This is a genomic window from Nocardia aurea (assembly GCF_003123685.1).
In the GTDB taxonomy this organism is placed as follows: Bacteria; Actinomycetota; Actinomycetes; order Mycobacteriales; family Mycobacteriaceae; genus Nocardia; species Nocardia aurea.
The window spans coordinates 251,463-268,469 of the sequence record NZ_QCYJ01000084.1; the positions used below are offsets into that span (position 1 = coordinate 251,463).

Genomic DNA, 17,007 nt, shown 5'->3' on the forward strand with positions numbered 1-17,007 from the left:
ATCACAAGGATGGTCGGAGCGCGACCGGCGGCAAGGCAGTGCCTCAGCCTGTCCGCCCGGACGGGCGTCGTCGGATCGCGGTCACGGTGGCGCGGCCAGGGGAAGACTCAGCGTGTTTCGCCCGAACCGACGAGTCGATCGAGCAGGGCGGCGCGGATCGGCGGACGTGACCCGAAGATCAGCGTGAAAGCCGCCTCACGGACGGTGCGATCGGCGATGCCGCCGCGCTGCGCGGCCGCACTGCCGACCGCGGTGACCAGCCCGGAGGCGGCGAGCACCGCGAGTTCGGAGGCGCGGGCGCGGGCGTGCGCGATATCGGATTGGCCGCTGAGCGCGTCATCGAGTTCGGTACGGATGAGGCCGGATTCGTGGACGAGCCCGCCCGTGTCGATGCCGCGAGCATCGAGTTCGGCGCGGCAGCGTCGTACCAGACCGAGCGCCATCGACCCGTTGCGCCAGATCGCGAGAATGGACGAGGCGTGGAAACCGCGCAGCGAGAGGCGGTTGTCCACATCGGAATCCGGCACGAACAGGCCGTCGAAACGCAGCGTCGCGGTCCGGCTCGCGTCGACGGCGGACAGGATCATCGGTGTCGCGGCGAGCGCGGAACTCTCCTGCGCGGGGACCAGCACGCTGATCAGCGCGTGCGGGTCCGCCTCGTCCCTCGCCATGACGGCGAGCACATCGACGAGTCCCCAGCCGGTGACGAACGGCGCGACACCGTCGAGCACGAAACCGCCGTCCACCCTGCGCGCCGAGAGGTCGGCCCGGTCGTCGGCACCCGCGTAGCTGACCCCGCAGCGCACCCGACCGCGCCGCAGATCCTCGGTGAGTCGGTCCCGCAGACCGTGATTGGGGGAGGTGGCGATGCGCCGCGCGGCGCCGAGATGCTGTGCCCACACGAAGGTCGTCGCCAGACAGGCGGCGACCAGGGTCTCACCGACCTCGGTGAACGTGGCGAGGTCGAGATCGTCGGAGAGCGTGACGCCGTAGAAGCCGTTGGCGGCGAGCAGATCGAAATGACCCGGAGGGATCGCACCGGTGGCGTCGACGGTGTCGGCCTGCGGTGCCAGCACCTCGTTCGATAGTTGCCGCGCGCGTTCGATCCACGAATTCACAACTCACTCCTGGGTTCCGGACCGGCCGGGCCGATCCTGATACGCGGGTCAGGCGTGCACGGTGGAGCCGCGCTGTAGGCCCTTGTCATCGTAGTAACGCGAGATCGTCGCGCCGAGTACCAGACCGACGGCGAGGCCGAGTCCGGTCATCGTCACCGCGCGGCCGAGTCCGGCCTCGAAATCGGCGTCGAAATAGAAGATGGCGCGGATGCCGAGGAACACCTGGTGCATCGGCTCGAAATTGGCCAGCCAGCCGAAATACTTCGGGGTCGCCTCGATCGGGACGGTGCCGCCGGAAGAGGGCAGTCCGAGGATGACGAACAGGATCAGGTTCACCAGCAGGCCCGCCGACCCGATCGCGGCGAGAATCGACAACCCGGTGATCCCGACCGCGACGATGGCGAACGCCCCGTAGAGGAACAGCGCGAGCGGATTCGCGATCGGCATGCCGAGCAGATGCGCGATGAGCATGAAGATCCCCGAGACGATATTCGCCACCACGACGAGCACGCCCCATTTGACGAGCAGGGTGGTGAACCGGGAGATCGGCGTCGGCGGATAGTGCACGAACCACGGGCCGTATTCGGTCGGCACGAAGCCGAGCGCGGCGTCGACCATGGTGTGGATGGTCATCGACCCGATCACGCCGACCAGGAGCAGCAGCAGCGCGTAGAAGAAGGCCGTCAGGCCCTCGCCGGTGCCGCTCGGCAGCGGCCGGTACTCCTCGACGACGAGTTGCAGCGGACTCCGCAACGTCAGCACGGTCGCACCGGTCGGTTCCGTGGTCGAGCCACCGGGCTGGGCTCGCAGCTGGGTTCTGACCTGATCGGTCACCTGTCTGCCGACCTCGTCGTTCACCTGCGGGAACACCTGCGCCCCGATCCGGGCGACGATCGAGGTGGCGAAGGCGCCGGTCCGCGGATTGGTCTGCAACGTGATGATCGGGCGCTCGATGTCGCCGGGCACCACGCTGGCGACGCCGAGGATGCCGAGCCGCTTGGAGAAATCGCTCGGGATGATGATCGCGCCGTACACCTTGCCGGACTGCATCTGCCGTTCGGCTTCGCTGATGCCGAGCACCCGCAGATCGATCTCGTCCTTCGGGACGGACCGCTCGATCCCGTCGGCCACCTGCTTGCCGAAATCGACGCGCTGTTCCTGGCCCGGGGCGCCGAGGGTGTCGCCGACGTCCTGGTTCACGAGCGCGATGGGGAAGTCGTGCAGATTCTCTTCGGGGTCGACGACGTAGGCCAGGTACATCGTGCCGAGCAGCGTCGTCAGCAGGGTGAGAACTATCACCGGAGCGAGGGTCATCCGGAGCCAGAACCGCGGCCCCGATCTCGTCGCCGCGCCCCCCGTTGTGCTTCCACTCCCGGTAGTAGTCACGGTCTCGGACGGTAACAGCCCGGGGGTCGGGATCGGGGCAGCGTCGCCGGTCGATTGCTGCCCGAAGTAGACGGCGGTCATCGCCGATTCACTTTCACCCGTAGAATGACAATTGCCCCCAGCCCGCCCGAACAGGGAGCAAACGGTGACCAACGCCGACATGCCGGTCGACAGCGAGTGTCCAACCTCAACCCCTTCGATTTCCGCTACGCCCGTGAATCCCGCGGCAGTGGATATCGATGAGAACGAGCCACGCGAGGAGTGTGGCGTCTTCGGAGTGTGGGCGCCCAGCGAGGATGTGGCCAAGCTCACCTACTACGGCCTCTACGCGCTCCAACACCGCGGACAGGAGGCGGCGGGAATCGCTGTCTCCGACGGTTCGCAGATTCTCGTCTTCAAGGATTTGGGCCTGGTCAGCCAGGTTTTCGATGAGCAGACGCTGGCCGCGATGCCGGGTCATATCGCCGTCGGCCACTGCCGCTACTCCACCACCGGTGGGGTGACCTGGGAGAACGCGCAGCCGATCTTCCGCACCACCGCCGTCGGTTCCGGATTGGCGCTCGGCCACAACGGAAATCTCGTGAACACCGCCGAATTGGCAGGTCGCGCACGGGAACTCGGACTCGGTCAGGCCGTCAAGGGCGGCCGTGCGCAGCCCGCCGCCGCCACCTCCGACTCCGATGTGGTGACGGCGCTGCTCGCGCACGCCGCGGCCGATTCCAGCATCGAGCAGGCCGCCATGGAACTGCTGCCGACGCTGAAGGGCGCCTTCTGCCTGACCTTCATGGACGAACACACCCTCTACGCCGCGCGCGATCCGCACGGCGTGCGACCGCTGTGTCTGGGCCGCCTGGACCGTGGCTGGGTCGTTGCCAGCGAGACCGCGGCCCTCGATATCGTCGGTGCCGCCTTCGTCCGTGAGATCGAACCGGGCGAACTCCTGGCGATCGACGCCGAGGGTGTGCGGTCGATGCGTTTCGCCAATCCCGAGCCCAAGGGTTGCGTCTTCGAATACGTCTACCTGGCCAGGCCCGACACCACGATCGCGGGCCGCTCGGTGCATTCCACCCGCGTGGAGATCGGCCGCCGCCTCGCCAAGGAACATCCGGTGGAAGCCGACCTGGTGATCCCGGTTCCGGAATCCGGCACCCCGGCCGCAGTCGGTTACGCGCAGGGTTCCGGCGTGCCGTACGGGCAGGGGCTGATGAAGAACGCCTACGTCGGGCGCACCTTCATCCAGCCGAGTCAGACCATCCGTCAGCTCGGTATCCGGCTCAAACTCAATCCACTGCGCGAGGTGATCCGGGGTAAGCGACTCATTGTCGTCGACGATTCCATCGTTCGCGGCAACACCCAGCGCGCGCTCATCAGAATGCTGCGCGAATCGGGGGCGCTGGAGATCCACGTGCGCATCGCCTCACCGCCGGTCAAGTGGCCGTGCTTCTACGGCATCGACTTCGCCTCGCGGGCGGAGCTGATCGCCAACGGCGCGGGTACGCACGACAGCTACGACGACATGATCGAAGGTGTCCGTCGCTCCATCGGCGCCGACACCCTCGGCTACATCTCCACCGAGGGCATGATCGCCGCGACCGAACAGCCGCGCTCGCGCCTGTGCTGCGCGTGTTTCGACGGCGACTACCCGATCGCGCTGCCCGCCGAGGCCGCCATCGGCAAGAATGTGCTCGAGGGTGTGCTCACCGGGCAGTCCGAAGCCATGCTGCTGAGCGAGAACGCGAACGCGAGTGCGCTGAGCCGTCCCTGAGCCGAGCTGTCCCCGCACCGAACCGCCCCTGAACGGGGGTAGGTCCGAACCGGCCCAGGTGGCCGGACCGGCCCATGGTTCGGTGCCGGGCTGGCACAATGATTTCCTGGTCGCGCACACCGTGGCGCGGCTCTCACGCACGGTCCTCGCACGCGGGGAGGCGGGGGAGTCGTTATCCGGCTCCGGTAGCGTGAGCAGGCATCTATCCGCCGATTCGGTTTGGAGCTTTCCCCGAAAATGACTGAACAGACACCAAGCGGCGCCTCCTACGCCGCGGCAGGCGTGGACATCGAGGCCGGTGACCGCGCAGTCGAGTTGTTCGGACCATTGGCGAAGAAGGCCAGCCGTCCCGAGGTGCAGGGCGGACTTGGCGGATTCGCCGGATTGTTCGCCCTCAAGGGCGGCTACCGCGAGCCGCTGCTCGCCGCCTCCACCGACGGTGTCGGCACCAAGATCGCCGTCGCGCAGGCGATGGACAAGCACGACACGGTCGGACTCGATCTGGTCGCCATGGTCGTCGACGACCTGGTCGTCTGCGGCGCCGAACCCCTGTTCCTCCAGGACTACATCGCCATCGGCAAGGTCGTCCCGGAGAAGGTCGCCGAACTGGTCTCGGGCATCGCCGAGGGTTGTGTCAAGGCCGGTTGCGCCCTGCTCGGCGGCGAGACCGCCGAACATCCGGGCCTGATGGACCCCGACGACTACGACCTGTCCGCGACCGGCGTCGGCGTGGTCGAGGCCGATTCGGTCCTCGGCCCTGACCGTGTTCGCCCCGGCGACGTCGTCATCGCCATGGGGTCCTCGGGTCTGCACTCCAACGGCTACAGCCTGGCGCGCAAGGTACTGCTCGATATCGACCGGATGTCGCTGACCGGGCACGTCGAGGAATTCGGCCGCACCCTCGGTGAGGAACTGCTCGAGCCGACGCGGATCTACGCCAAGGACTGCCTGGCGCTGATCGCCGAGACCGATGTGCGCACGTTCTCCCACGTCACCGGCGGCGGGCTGGCGGCCAATCTGGGCCGGGTACTGCCCGCGGGTCTGTTCGCCGAACTGGATCGCGGCACCTGGAATCCGGCGCCGGTCTTCAAGATGATCGCCCAGCGCGGCCGGGTGGACCGGATCGAGATGGAGAAGACCTTCAACATGGGCGTCGGCATGGTCGCCGTCGTCGCGCCCGAGGACGTGGACCGCGCCCTCGCGGTGCTGACCGCGCGGCATATCGAATGCTGGACCCTCGGCTCGGTCAAGAAGGCCAAGGAAGCCGACGCCGCGCGTGCCGTCCTGGTGGGTGAGCACCCCCGCTTCTGAGCGGAGTCCCCGCCCGCGCGGCGGGGGCACACAGACGCGAAAGAACCCCGTGGGTGCTACCCACGGGGTTCTCTACATTGCTCGGACCGGCCAGAATCCGTTGTCCCCCATGGGGAGACGGCAATATCGGCATCCGCGTCCCGCACTGTGCGGGACACCGATGTCGTTACAGCAAGCCTCTCGGACGATCGTCCGCTTCAACGGTGTCAACGTCTGAAGGGGGAGGCCCGTCGGCCTCCCCCTTCAGACGTGAATCCGAGTCAGCGGCGCCAGTCGTCGTGATCGTCGTCCTCTTCCCAACGGGAGGAGGACGCGTCAGCATCGTGCTCATCGGACAGGACCCGACCACCACTCAACGGGGAGGTGGGGCTACCCGAAAGCTCGCGCTGAAGGCTCTGGAAGTCGGTCGGCGCAGAGCTGTATTTCAGCTCGCGTGCGACCTTGGTCTGCTTTGCCTTAGCCCGGCCACGGCCCATGGCTGACCCCCTCGCGTCACTGCGGGGCGGCCTGGGGTTTGTTGGCGGCCCCGTTCGAATTAATACTCTTCCTGACAGACACTTTAGCGTGTGTCAGGCGGTCGCGCTTCCAGGAGTGGGGGAAGAACTCCGGAAGGGCCGTCGTTTGCCAGGTTGTCGCCGTCGCGCGCGCTACTCGATGACACCGGGAATGGCCCGGATCACACCGACTCTCGCCCCGCCACCGAGTACCGCGGTGGCCGCCAGAACGGCATGCTCATCGGTCCACTCGATTCCCATCCGATGCAGAATCGCCAGCGTCAGGGGCATTCGGGCCCGATCGTGACCGTCATCGATCTTGTACGCGAAGGCCCTTCCATCCGGGAGCGCGCCCGCGTGCACGCCGTCCGCCCCGATCTTGCAGAACAGTTCCGGGGTCGCGCGCATGGCCAGCAAATCCGGTCCGTTGGTGCCCGAAATCACTCGGGGATTCGCCCGGATCGCCTCGGCGACGCGGCGTTGCGGCGATCCCGGGTCGGCGGTGGCCATCGCGGCGAAGGCGCGGGCCAGGTTCACCAGGGAAACCGGGATGATCGGAAGCCCGCACCCGTCGATGCCGAGATCGGTCTCGGGTTCGCCGGTCAGGTCGATGACGGTGGCGATCACGGCCTGCTGGAGCGGATGCTTCTCTTCGAGGTAGCCCGTGGTGGGCCAGCCGTTGATCGCGCAGGTGGCGAGCATGGCGGCGTGTTTGCCCGAGCAGTTCATGAAAATCGGTCGCGGTGGTCCGGCCATGGCCTCGGCGCGGGCCCGCTCCTCGAACGGATAGTCGGGCGGGCATTCCAGGGCCGACTCGTCGAATCCGAACCGGTCGAGCAGTCGCCGCACCAGCGCGATGTGGTCGGTCTCGCCGAAATGCGAGGCCGTCGCGATCGCCAGCTCCGCGTCGTCGACCGGGTCGAAACCGTTGCGCAACAGGGTGACCGCCTGCATCGGTTTATTGGTCGAGCGGGGGAAGATCGGCACGTGCACCTCGCCGAGCGCGTGCGTCGGCTCGCCCTCGGCGTCGAGGACGATCACCGAACCGCTGTGCACGCATTCCCGGAATCCGGAGCGGACCACCTCGACGAGTTCGACGCCCATCAGCTCGCTCCCGTCGTCAACTGCCCGGCGTGCTCCTGCTCGGCGCGTTGGGCCCGCGCGCGTTCGGCGTTCGCGTGGCGGCGGGCGTGGCGTTCGATCTGCATCCGCACGTCGTCGGAGATCGTCGGCTCCTCGGCGGACAGGGTGGCGAGCAGGCCCATATCCGTGCCGTTGAACAGGTCGCGGACGGTGATGCCGTGTCGCGGGGTGTGGACGACGACCACCGGATCGTCGGCGCCGATCGTCCCCTTGCGCAGAACCCGGAGATAGGCCCCGGTGTCGCTGCGCAGGGTGAACCGTTTGACCCAGTGCTCCTCGCCGGACCAGTGCCCGAAGGTGGCGCACGGAACGCGCGGCGCGCTGACCTCGAGCAGGGTTTCGCCGATCGCCCAGCGCGCGCCGAGTACCGCGTCGCTGACCGCGAGCCCGTCGATGCGCAGGTTCTCGCCGAACCAGCCCGCGGGCAGTTCGCGTCCGAGTTCCTCGCCCCAGCGTCGCGCGTCCTGTTCGGAGTAGGCGTACACCGCTTGGTTCAGGCCACCGTGATGTTCGGTATCACACACGTGATCGCCTTCGAGCCCGAGCGCGCGTACCTCGACCCGGCCCGTTCGCGGGCGTTTGTCGATCGCGGTACGGCCGATTCGGGTCGGCATCGCGAGTTCGGCGTGCACGGTGCACACCGCCAGCACGCGGGGGATTTCATCGGACATCGGCCTGGACCCTCTCCTCACACGATCGCCGAAGGGGATGCCGGGCCCCCTCGGCGCCACTGTCGCGGCGCACCGAGGGGTTCATCGCCCGCGTAGCCGGTCGATGGCGAGTCTGCCCGCCTGCGGGGTGTCGTCGTCGGGTACCGAATCCGGATCGATCGCCGCGGCCGCCGAACCCACCGTGAGCGGGGTGTCGGCGGGAATGCTCCGCTTGACCAGGGCCAAGGCGATCGGACCGAATTCGTAGTGGTCGATGACGGTGCCGACACGGCCGATGGTCCTGCCGCCCGCGGTGACGTCGTCGCCCGCGGCCGGGCGCTCGTCCGCCGAACCGTCCAGGTGCAGGAGTACGAGGTTGCGCGGTGGTTTGCCGAGGTTGTGTACCCGGGCCACCGTCTCCTGGCCCCGGTAGCAGCCCTTGTCCAGGTGGACCGCGCCGAATTCGGTGACGCCGCCGATCCAGCGCGCCTCGTGCGGAATGGTGCGTTCGTCGGTGTCCAGGCCGATCCTGGGCCGGACGGCCGCGACGCGCAGCGCTTCGAAGGCCCACATGCCCGCCGGTTCGGCGCCCGCCTCCGTCAGCCGCGACCACCAGGCCGCGAGCCGTTCGCGCGGGACGATCAGATCGAAGGAGTCGGCGCTCGGCCACGGCATCCGGCGCAGGAAGCCGCCGCCCTCGAGCGGCACGGCCTCGTAGACGCCGGGCAGTTCGTCCAGGCCGAGCGTTTCGGTCAGCGCCGTTACCCGGGGGCCGAGCAGGCTCAGCATCGCGTGATCGCTCGCCTCGGCCGGTTTCGCGTCGGCCCAGAAAACCATTTTGCTCAGGAAGGACAGCAGTTCGGGGCCGCGGTCGGCCTCGGTGTCGATCCACACCGTCGCGTCGAGATCGGTGAGCACGAAATGGTGCAGTACCCGGCCGTTGAGATCGAGATCCAGATTCTCCGCGGACTGCCGGTCGCCGAGATTCGCGACGTGCTGGCTGGTGATCGTGTGCAACCAGCTGAGCCGTTCGGCGCCGGTGATGTTCAGGACGAAGCGATGCGACCGATCCACGATCGCGACCCGCTCGGCGGCGGCCTTCTGCTCCCCGAACGGATCACCGTAATGCCACGCGACCGCGGCATCGGGCGAACCGGGCGTACCCGGGACAGCGCCCGAGACGGAAAGGATGGGGCTGGGCACGACATCCACCGACACATCAACCACTGTAGGCGTCCGCGGGTCGGTCCGCTGAGAAGCCCCTCCCGCATCCGGTGAGCAAACGACACGGCGGCAGCTCGCCGACGCGTTCGGGATGTCGCGCGTGTCGCGTGGTCCCCGTGACGCTCGGCGCGTATCAGCCACGCCGCCCGTGGATTTCGTGTGATCAGGGTGACGCCAGGGACATCTGGGGATCGAAACGCCGCGCTCGGGGCGAATAACCGGATGACCTCGTCCCGCTTGAAGACGTGGGGAGCCTCACTGGCCTACGCTCATCGCATGGTAGATCGGGTTCTTGTCACACTCGACGGCGTGGTCCGAGATGCGGACGCGCCGTTACTGTTTGCCGACGATATCGGGGTGCTGCGCGGCGACGGCGTTTTCGAGACGGTGCTGGTGCGCGGCGGGTCCGCCTGCGCGATCGAATTCCACCTCGGAAGACTGCGCCGTTCGGTCCAGGCGCTGGACCTACCCGAACCCGAACTCAGCCGTTGGCGCGAGGCGGTGGAGATCGCGGCCAAGGAGTGGGGCTCCGATCGCGAGGGCATGATGCGACTGGTGCTCACCCGCGGTCGTGACACCGAATTCTCCGGCGGGCGCTCGAGCGTCACCTCCGGGGATCTCGCCGCCGCGGTGCCCGTCCCCACCTCCTACGTGCTCGTCCTTCCGGTGCCGGAGCGGGTGGAGCAGGCGAGGGCCGATGGCGTCAAGGTCGTCAGCCTGTCGCGCGGCATCTCGATCGATCTCGCCCAAGCCGCGCCGTGGCAGTTGCTCGGCGCGAAAACCCTGTCCTACGCGACGAATATGGCCGCGCTGCGTTTCGCGCACCGCATGGGCGCCGACGATGTGATCTTCACCAGCACCGAGAACCGGGTGCTCGAGGGTCCGCGTTCGACGGTGGTGATCGCGCGGGACAAGACCCTGATCACCCCGCCCGCCAAGAACGGTGTGCTGCCCGGCGTCACCCAGCGCGCGCTGTACATCGAAGCGGAGAAGGCGGGGTGGGAATGCAAATACAGCCAGTTGTTCACCGCCGATCTGCTCACCTGCGACAGCATCTGGATGCTGTCGAGTATCACCCTGGCGGCGCGGGTCAATTCGCTCGACGGGCTGCGGATGATGGCGCCGGACAACGCGCAGGAGATCATCGAACTGGTCGACAGGGCGGTCGAGCGCGCGGGCGCCATCGGCGACTGGTGAACCCGAGGTGCGGGCGAGCCTCGGTTCGGCACCTGGAACGGGGCTTACGCGCGGTGTGGGCGGCGACACGGTCGATCGGTGGCGTGTCGTGAGTTGAACCACGTTGCGGCGTCATTCCTCCGGCCTATGATTACTACGTCATGTCGTAGATCGCCAGGAGGGTCGTATGAGCGAACGCAATCAGCGAATGTGCCCACGTCCGATACCTGTGCTCGATCCGAGTGACAGCGAGGCGGGCGCATGAGCGTCCTCGATCTCTCGCGGTGGCAATTCGGTATCACCACCGTCTATCACTTCATCCTGGTTCCCCTCACCATCGGACTCGCGCCGTTGGTCGCGGCCATGCAGACCGCGTGGGTCGTCACCGGCAAGGACCACTGGTACCGGCTGACCAAATTCTTCGGCAAACTCTTCCTGATCAATTTCGCCCTCGGTGTCGCGACGGGCATCGTGCAGGAATTCCAGTTCGGGATGAACTGGAGCGAGTACTCCCGCTTCGTCGGCGACGTCTTCGGAGCACCGCTGGCGCTGGAGGCCCTCGTCGCCTTCTTCCTCGAATCGACCTTCCTCGGCCTGTGGATATTCGGCTGGACCCGACTGCCGAAACTGCTGCACCTGGCGGCCATCTGGATGGTCGCGATCGGCGTGAACGCCTCGGCCTACTTCATCGTCGCCGCCAACTCGTTCATGCAGCATCCGGTCGGCGCGCGGTACAACCCGGAACGCGGACGCGCCGAACTCACCAGCATCTGGGAAGTTCTCACCAACAACACCACCCTCGCGGCGTTCCCCCATGTCGTCGCGGGAGCGTTCCTCACCGCGGGCACCTTCGTCGCGGGCATCGCCGGGTGGTGGATGGTGCGCAACGCGCGCAGCGGCGACCAGACGCGTATCGCCGAGGCCCGCACGATGTGGCGTTCGGGCGGGCGCGTGGGCATGTGGGTGATCGTGGTGTCGGGTGTCGCGCTGTTCTTCACCGGCGATATCCAGGGCAAGCTGATGTTCGAACAGCAGCCGATGAAGATGGCCTCGGCGGAATCGTTGTGCCACACCGCGACCGATCCCGATTTCTCCGTGCTGACGGTGGGCACGCACAACAACTGCGACAGCGTCACCCACGTCATCGAAGTCCCGTACGTGCTGCCCTATCTCGCCGAAGGGAAATTCAGCGGCGTCACCCTCGAGGGCGTCCAGGATCTCCAGCAGGCCTACGTCGAGAAATTCGGGCCCGGCGACTATCGGCCGAATCTGTTCGTCACCTACTGGTCGTTCCGCGCCATGATCGGACTGTCCGCGGGCGCGATCCTGCTGTGGCTGGTCGGCATGTGGCTGACCAGGGGCGGACGGATCACCGACAAACGCTGGTACTCGTGGCTGTGCCTGATCGCCATCCCGACGCCGTTCCTGGCCAACAGCGCGGGCTGGATCTTCACCGAGATGGGCCGTCAGCCCTGGGTGGTCGTCCCGAATCCGACCGGCGACCAGAATCTGCGGCTGATGGTGCAGGACGGCGTCTCCGATCACGCGGCGGGCACCGTCATCACCTCGCTGGTGGTTTTCACGCTGCTCTACGGCGCGCTCGCGGTGGTGTGGTTCTACCTCATGCGCCGCTACGTGATCGCGGGCCCCGAACAAGCGCCGAGTGCCGTCCCACCGGGCGGACCCGACGACCCCGACGACACTCCCGGCAGCGATCGCGCGGAAGAGCCTGCCGTCGAACAGCTTTCGTTCGCCTACTGATGCCGACCACCGGCCATCGTCCCAGGAGTCGATGATGAATCTGCAAGAGTTCTGGTTTCTGCTGATCGGCGTGCTGTTCACCGGTTACTTCGTGCTGGAGGGTTTCGACTTCGGCGTCGGCATGCTGATGCCCGTCCTCGGGAAGGGCAGCGACGCCAGGCGGCGCGTGGTCCTCAACACCATCGGACCGGTGTGGGACGGCAACGAAGTGTGGTTGCTCACCGCGGGCGGAGCGATGTTCGCGGCCTTCCCCGAGTGGTACGCGAGCCTGTTCTCCGGCTTCTACCTCGCACTGCTGCTCGTGCTCGTCGCGCTGATCGTGCGGGTCTGCGCCATCGAATATCGCAGCAAGATCGACGACCCGCGCTGGCGCGGCTGGTGCGACGCCGGCATCGGAATCGGTTCCTGGGTACCGGCGTTGGCGTGGGGCTGGATCTTCGGCAACGTGGTGCACGGGGTACCGCTGGAAGCGGACAAGAACATCGGCGGATCGGTCGGTGACCTGTTCGGTCCCTACGCTTTGCTCGGCGGCCTGACCACCGGACTGCTGTTCGCGCTGCACGGGGCGATCTTCATCAACCTCAAGACCGGCGGCGACGTGCGCGCCGATTCGCTGCGGATCGCGCGTCTACTCTTGGTGCCGACCGCGGTGGTCGTCGCCGCCTTCGGTATCTGGACCCAACTCGCGCACGGCACCGGCTGGACCTGGATTCCGTTGGCGGCGGCCGTCATCGGGCTTGTCGTCGCCGCGGTCTCGGTACTTGCCGGACGCGACGGCTGGGCCTTCACCGGCACCACCGTCACCATCGCCGCCGCCACCGTCCTGCTGTTCGGCTCGCTGTTCCCGAACGTGCTGCCCTCCACCATCAGCGACGCCTTCAGCCTCACCGTCGACAACGCCTCGTCGACGCCGTACACCCTGAAGGTGATGAGCTGGGCCGCGGTCATCGTCACCCCGGTGGTGCTGGGCTATCAGGGCTGGACGTACTGGGTGTTCCGCAAACGCATCACCGTCGAACAGATCCCGGCCCCCATCGGCCTGCCGCTGGGGCGGGGCGCGGACGGTTAGGCCATGGCGCGTCCACCCGTCGACCCCCGCCTGTGGAAGTACGCCCGCTCGGCGCGCCCGTATCTGGCGCTGAGCGTCGGGTTGTCGGTGGTGATCACGGGCTGCATCGTCGTCACCGCCGTCACTCTCGCGCGGGTGCTCGCCGGAGTGATCACCGATCCGGGGCGGCGTTCGCTCGGTGGGTGGAGCGTCGAATTCACCGTCATCGCCGCCGCGATCGCCGTGCGGGTGCTCGCCACCTGGTGGCAGTCGCGCTCGGCGCACCGGGCGGGCGCGACCGTGGTGACCGAACTCGAGACCGCCGTCCTCGCGGCCGGAGCCGAACTCCCACCGCGCGAACTCGACACCCGCCGCGGCGAACTCGCCGTGGTCGTGAGCACCGGCCTGAGCGGCCTGCGCGCCTACCTCACCGGCTACCTGCCCGCCCTGCTGCTCGCCTGCCTGGTGCCGCCGATCGTGCTGATCGTCATCGCCGTCCACGACCCGATCTCCGGCGCGATAGCCGTGGTGACCCTGCCGCTGATCCCGGTCTTCATGATCCTCATCGGCTACCTCACCCAGGGCCGCGCCGCGGCCACGCTGACCGCGACCACCCGGCTGTCGGAGCAATTGCTCGACCTGTTCGCCGGGATGCCGACCTTACGGGCGCTCGGGCGCGAGAGTGCCCCCGGCTCCACCGGACATTCTCCGCGTTCCGATGCCGGAAAGCCGACATCGGACGGCCAGAATGTCCACTCCGGCCGGACCATGGAACCCCGCGTGCACGCCCTCGGCGACTCACTGCGCCTACGCACCATGCGCGCCCTGCGCATCGCGTTCCTGTCCTCGATGGTGCTGGAATTGCTCGCCACCCTCAGCGTCGCCCTGATCGCCGTCTCCATCGGCCTGCGGCTGGTCTACGGGGGGATGAGCCTCTACGCCGGACTGGTCGCGCTGATCCTCGCGCCGGAGGTCTACCTGCCTCTGCGCACGGTCGGCGAGCGGTTCCACGCGGCGCAGGACGGCATGGCGGCGGCCGATCGGGCCTTCGCGGTGCTCGAACCCGCGCGGGAGGCGTCGGCTGCCGAAGGCGCGATCGCCATCGGTGGGGAGTCACGCGCGCGACCGTCCGACGCCGAATCGTCGGTGCCGCCAACCGAAGGCGGGCGACCGATCGCGGCGAGTGCGGATCGAACGCCCGCATGCGCCCCCGGTATCGGATCGAGCGCAGCCGCGCACATCGAAATCAACGACCTGTCGGTGCGCGCCCGGCACGGTTGCGCACCCGCCGATCTGTCCGCGCTACTGCGCCCCGGCGCGGTCACGGTCCTGGCCGGGCCGAACGGCAGCGGGAAATCGACAGCGCTGCAAGCCGTTCTGGGACTGATCGCGCCGGATCGCGGGCACGTCACCGTCGACGGCGTGGATGTGCGCGACCTCGACCCGGACACCTGGTGGGCGCGGGTCGCGTGGTTACCCCAACGCCCGGTTCTCGTCCCCGGCACCCTGCGCGAGAATCTGGAACTCTTCGGCGCTCGTGTCACCGACTCCTCGGCCCACGGTGCCGCGCGAATTCTCGATGATCTCGAAGCCACCTGCGTCGCCACCGGATTCGACGCCGTACTCGACGAACTGCCGCACCGATGGAACACCGTCGTCGGAGCCGGGGGTGTCGGGCTGTCCCTCGGTCAACGTCAACGCCTGGCCCTGACCCGGGTACTCGCCGCCGATCGCGCCGTACTCCTGCTCGACGAACCCACCGCCCACCTGGACTCCGACACGGAAGCGACCGTTCTCGCCGCACTGCGCGACCGGGCACGCGCGGGCGCGACGGTCATCGTGGTCGGTCACCGTCCTTCCGTCCTCGCCGCCGCGGACCATATCGTCCGGGTCGAGGCGACGGCACTCGATTTCGCCGCGGGGGTGACCCCGTGACCGATTCCGACCGGCACAGCGCGACGCGGGATTCGCTGCGTCGCGGTGATGACTTCGTGGCGCCTTCGGTCCGGCTCGGTGCAGCTGGGGGTTCGGTGGGCGGTGGTGGTGACGGTGATCCGATCCCTTCGGGAGGAGACTGTCCGACAGGGGATTCGCTGCGCGGTGATCTGGTCCGGATGTGGACCCTGCTCGCCTTGTCTCCGTGGCGGATTCTGGTCGCGGTCGCCTGGGGCGTCGCGGCGCTGGGGAGCGCGCTGGCGCTCGCGGCACTGTCCGCCTGGTTGATCGCGCGGGCCTGGGAGATGCCGCCGGTGCTGGCGCTGAGCGTCGCGGTCGTCTCGGTGCGCGCGCTCGGGATCTCCCGGGGACTCGCGAGATATCTGGAACGGCTCGCCACGCACGACGTCGCGTTGCGTTCGATGACGATCGCGCGGACCACGGTCTACCGCACCGTCGCGGGCTCGGATATCTGGTTGCGGCGTACCTCGCCACGGGAAACCTCCGACCCACAGCAGGTTCCGACCGCCGACGCACTATCGGACCACGGATCTTCGAATACGCGGCCGGTCGCGGGCGCGCACGTGCCGCCGCGGCGAGGCGATCTTCTCGTCCGCATCGGCAGCGATATCGATGATCTCGGCGCGGTCGTGGTCCGTGTCTTCGTACCGGTGGCCGTCGCCGCGATCCTGTCCCTGGCCGCCGTGGCCATGCTCGCCACCATTTCCGTCCCGGCGGCGGCGATCCTGGCCGGCGCGCTCGCGATCACCGGCATCCTCGCACCGTGGCTGTCCGCTCGCGCCGCACGCGACGCCGAACTCGCGGTCCGAGCCGACCGCGCCGAATTCACCGCCGACGCCGTCACCGTGCTCGATCACGCGGCCGAACTGCGCGTGGCCGGTCGACTCGGGGAAACCTTCGACGCCGCGCAGTCGGCGGGCAAACGTGCCGTGGCCGCGGAGAACGCGGCGGCCTCCCGCACCGCGTGGGCAGCCGCGGCGACGCCGTTGTCGATCGGAGTCAGCGTGCTCGCCGCGCTCCTCATCGGCATCACCCTCTACGGCCCCGACGGCGGCGCGCCCGGCGCGATGACACCGATGGCCCTCACCATCCTCGTACTGCTGCCCCTGTCCGCCTTCGAAGCGGTAGGTCCGTTGCCCGCCGCCGCCCAGGCTTTGACCACCTCGCGTGCGGCACTGCGTCGCCTGACGCAACTCGACGGCGCGGCGCGGCGACCACCTCGCACGGATACTTCCGTCCCCCGCGACCTCGACTCGCTGCTGCTCCGCTTCCCGGATCTCCCCGAAGCCCGCCGCGTCGCCGTGGTCGGCCCGAGCGGCGCGGGCAAAACCACTCTGCTCATGTACTGGGCCGGACTGTTCGACACCCCGCGCCCCGATGCCACCTTCTTCGCCGAGGACGCCCACCTCTTCGGTACCTCCGTGCTCGAGAATCTGCGGGTGGCCAGGGGTGACGTCACCGCCGCCGAAGCCGAGAAAGCCCTGAACGGGGTCGGCCTCGGCGACTGGCTCGACTCCCTGCCCGACGGCATCCATACCGACCTCGTCGGCGGTGCGGCGGCGGTTTCCGGCGGCCAGCGCCGCCGCCTGCTGCTGGCCCGCGCCCTGCTCTCCCCGGCCCGAATACTGCTACTCGACGAACCGACCGAACACCTCGAAGCCGAAGCGGGCGCAGACCTGCTGCGCGACCTACTCGACATCTCGAGCGGACTGGTCGAACCCGACCGCACCGTCGTGGTCGTCACCCACCAACCGCCCCCCGATCACCAGGCCGACCTGGTTCTTCACATCGACGGCTCCGGTGAGGTCACCCCCGAATTCCGCTCCTCGAATAATCCGTTGCACGCCCACCCGACCTTTCGCTAACTTCGTCCTTACACAAGGAAGGAGGTGGTTCGAAGAATGGTTATCAAACGGACGCGTGAGGTGGCTGTCCGCTAGCGCCACCGCTGCAGGTGGATCCGCCGCGTCAGCGC

Annotated in this window: 13 protein-coding genes; 7 read left to right on the forward strand and 6 right to left on the reverse strand. The window is 68.1% G+C overall.

Annotated elements, in window-relative coordinates; all coding sequences use genetic code 11:
- Positions 1–107: 107 nt before the first annotated feature.
- Both DAT37_RS14425 and DAT37_RS14430 read right to left on the reverse strand, forming a co-directional pair.
- Positions 108–1,118 carry an acyl-CoA dehydrogenase family protein gene (locus tag DAT37_RS14425; protein ID WP_109525228.1) on the reverse strand — a complete coding sequence of 337 codons (1,011 nt, stop codon included), beginning with the start codon at positions 1,116–1,118 and terminating at the stop codon, positions 108–110.
- 48 nt (positions 1,119–1,166) lie between these two features.
- Positions 1,167–2,432 carry an ABC transporter permease gene (locus tag DAT37_RS14430; protein ID WP_109525229.1) on the reverse strand — a complete coding sequence of 422 codons (1,266 nt, stop codon included), beginning with the start codon at positions 2,430–2,432 and terminating at the stop codon, positions 1,167–1,169.
- A 217-nt stretch (positions 2,433–2,649) separates the two neighbouring features.
- Between DAT37_RS14430 and purF the strand changes: the two genes are divergently transcribed.
- Both purF and purM read left to right on the forward strand, forming a co-directional pair.
- Positions 2,650–4,269, forward strand: a complete 1,620-nt coding sequence (purF, locus tag DAT37_RS14435) for an amidophosphoribosyltransferase (RefSeq protein ID WP_408637401.1) — start codon at positions 2,650–2,652, stop codon at positions 4,267–4,269.
- A 237-nt stretch (positions 4,270–4,506) separates the two neighbouring features.
- A complete protein-coding gene (gene purM, locus DAT37_RS14440) occupies positions 4,507–5,580 on the forward strand; it encodes a phosphoribosylformylglycinamidine cyclo-ligase (protein WP_109525230.1) in 1,074 nt (357 codons plus the stop codon).
- A gap of 260 nt (positions 5,581–5,840) precedes the next feature.
- Here purM and DAT37_RS14445 read toward each other — a convergent pair whose 3' ends face one another.
- The 4 genes from DAT37_RS14445 to ygfZ form a co-directional block, all read right to left on the reverse strand.
- Entirely contained in the window at positions 5,841–6,056 is a 216-nt protein-coding gene (locus tag DAT37_RS14445; RefSeq protein ID WP_109525231.1) for a DUF3073 domain-containing protein, read from the reverse strand.
- 171 nt (positions 6,057–6,227) lie between these two features.
- On the reverse strand, positions 6,228–7,178 hold the full coding sequence (locus DAT37_RS14450) for an asparaginase (RefSeq protein ID WP_109525232.1): 951 nt from the start codon (positions 7,176–7,178) through the stop codon (positions 6,228–6,230).
- Positions 7,178–7,888 (reverse strand): MOSC domain-containing protein, encoded by a 711-nt coding sequence (locus tag DAT37_RS14455; RefSeq protein WP_109525233.1) that lies wholly within the window; start codon positions 7,886–7,888, stop codon positions 7,178–7,180. The genes DAT37_RS14450 and DAT37_RS14455 overlap by 1 nt, the downstream gene beginning before the upstream one ends.
- Before the next feature lie 81 nt (positions 7,889–7,969).
- Positions 7,970–9,085 carry a CAF17-like 4Fe-4S cluster assembly/insertion protein YgfZ gene (gene ygfZ / locus DAT37_RS14460; RefSeq protein ID WP_408637402.1) on the reverse strand — a complete coding sequence of 372 codons (1,116 nt, stop codon included), beginning with the start codon at positions 9,083–9,085 and terminating at the stop codon, positions 7,970–7,972.
- Positions 9,086–9,367: 282 nt separating this feature from the next.
- Between ygfZ and DAT37_RS14465 the strand changes: the two genes are divergently transcribed.
- From DAT37_RS14465 to cydC, 5 genes are all read left to right on the forward strand, one after another.
- Positions 9,368–10,288, forward strand: coding sequence for an aminodeoxychorismate lyase (locus DAT37_RS14465; RefSeq protein WP_109525623.1), 921 nt, complete (start codon positions 9,368–9,370; stop codon positions 10,286–10,288).
- Between the two features lie 240 nt (positions 10,289–10,528).
- On the forward strand, positions 10,529–12,028 hold the full coding sequence (locus tag DAT37_RS14470; RefSeq protein WP_109525235.1) for a cytochrome ubiquinol oxidase subunit I: 1,500 nt from the start codon (positions 10,529–10,531) through the stop codon (positions 12,026–12,028).
- A gap of 34 nt (positions 12,029–12,062) precedes the next feature.
- Positions 12,063–13,097, forward strand: coding sequence for a cytochrome d ubiquinol oxidase subunit II (cydB, locus tag DAT37_RS14475; RefSeq protein WP_109525236.1), 1,035 nt, complete (start codon positions 12,063–12,065; stop codon positions 13,095–13,097).
- Positions 13,098–13,100: 3 nt separating this feature from the next.
- Positions 13,101–15,011 (forward strand): ABC transporter ATP-binding protein/permease, encoded by a 1,911-nt coding sequence (locus DAT37_RS14480; protein ID WP_109525237.1) that lies wholly within the window; start codon positions 13,101–13,103, stop codon positions 15,009–15,011.
- A gap of 179 nt (positions 15,012–15,190) precedes the next feature.
- A complete protein-coding gene (gene cydC / locus DAT37_RS14485) occupies positions 15,191–16,897 on the forward strand; it encodes a thiol reductant ABC exporter subunit CydC (protein ID WP_109525624.1) in 1,707 nt (568 codons plus the stop codon).
- Positions 16,898–17,007: the final 110 nt, after the last annotated feature.

Coding starts and splice junctions, on each gene's coding strand:
- DAT37_RS14455 (WP_109525233.1), bottom strand. CDS start 7,888: ATGTCCGATGAAATCCCCCGCGTGCTGGCGGTGTGCACCGTGCACGCC.
- DAT37_RS14465 (WP_109525623.1), top strand. CDS start 9,368: ATGGTAGATCGGGTTCTTGTCACACTCGACGGCGTGGTCCGAGATGCG.
- purM (WP_109525230.1), top strand. CDS start 4,507: ATGACTGAACAGACACCAAGCGGCGCCTCCTACGCCGCGGCAGGCGTG.
- DAT37_RS14430 (WP_109525229.1), bottom strand. CDS start 2,432: ATGACCCTCGCTCCGGTGATAGTTCTCACCCTGCTGACGACGCTGCTC.
- DAT37_RS14480 (WP_109525237.1), top strand. CDS start 13,101: ATGGCGCGTCCACCCGTCGACCCCCGCCTGTGGAAGTACGCCCGCTCG.
- DAT37_RS14445 (WP_109525231.1), bottom strand. CDS start 6,056: ATGGGCCGTGGCCGGGCTAAGGCAAAGCAGACCAAGGTCGCACGCGAG.
- DAT37_RS14450 (WP_109525232.1), bottom strand. CDS start 7,178: ATGGGCGTCGAACTCGTCGAGGTGGTCCGCTCCGGATTCCGGGAATGC.
- DAT37_RS14470 (WP_109525235.1), top strand. CDS start 10,529: ATGAGCGTCCTCGATCTCTCGCGGTGGCAATTCGGTATCACCACCGTC.
- cydC (WP_109525624.1), top strand. CDS start 15,191: ATGTGGACCCTGCTCGCCTTGTCTCCGTGGCGGATTCTGGTCGCGGTC.
- cydB (WP_109525236.1), top strand. CDS start 12,063: ATGAATCTGCAAGAGTTCTGGTTTCTGCTGATCGGCGTGCTGTTCACC.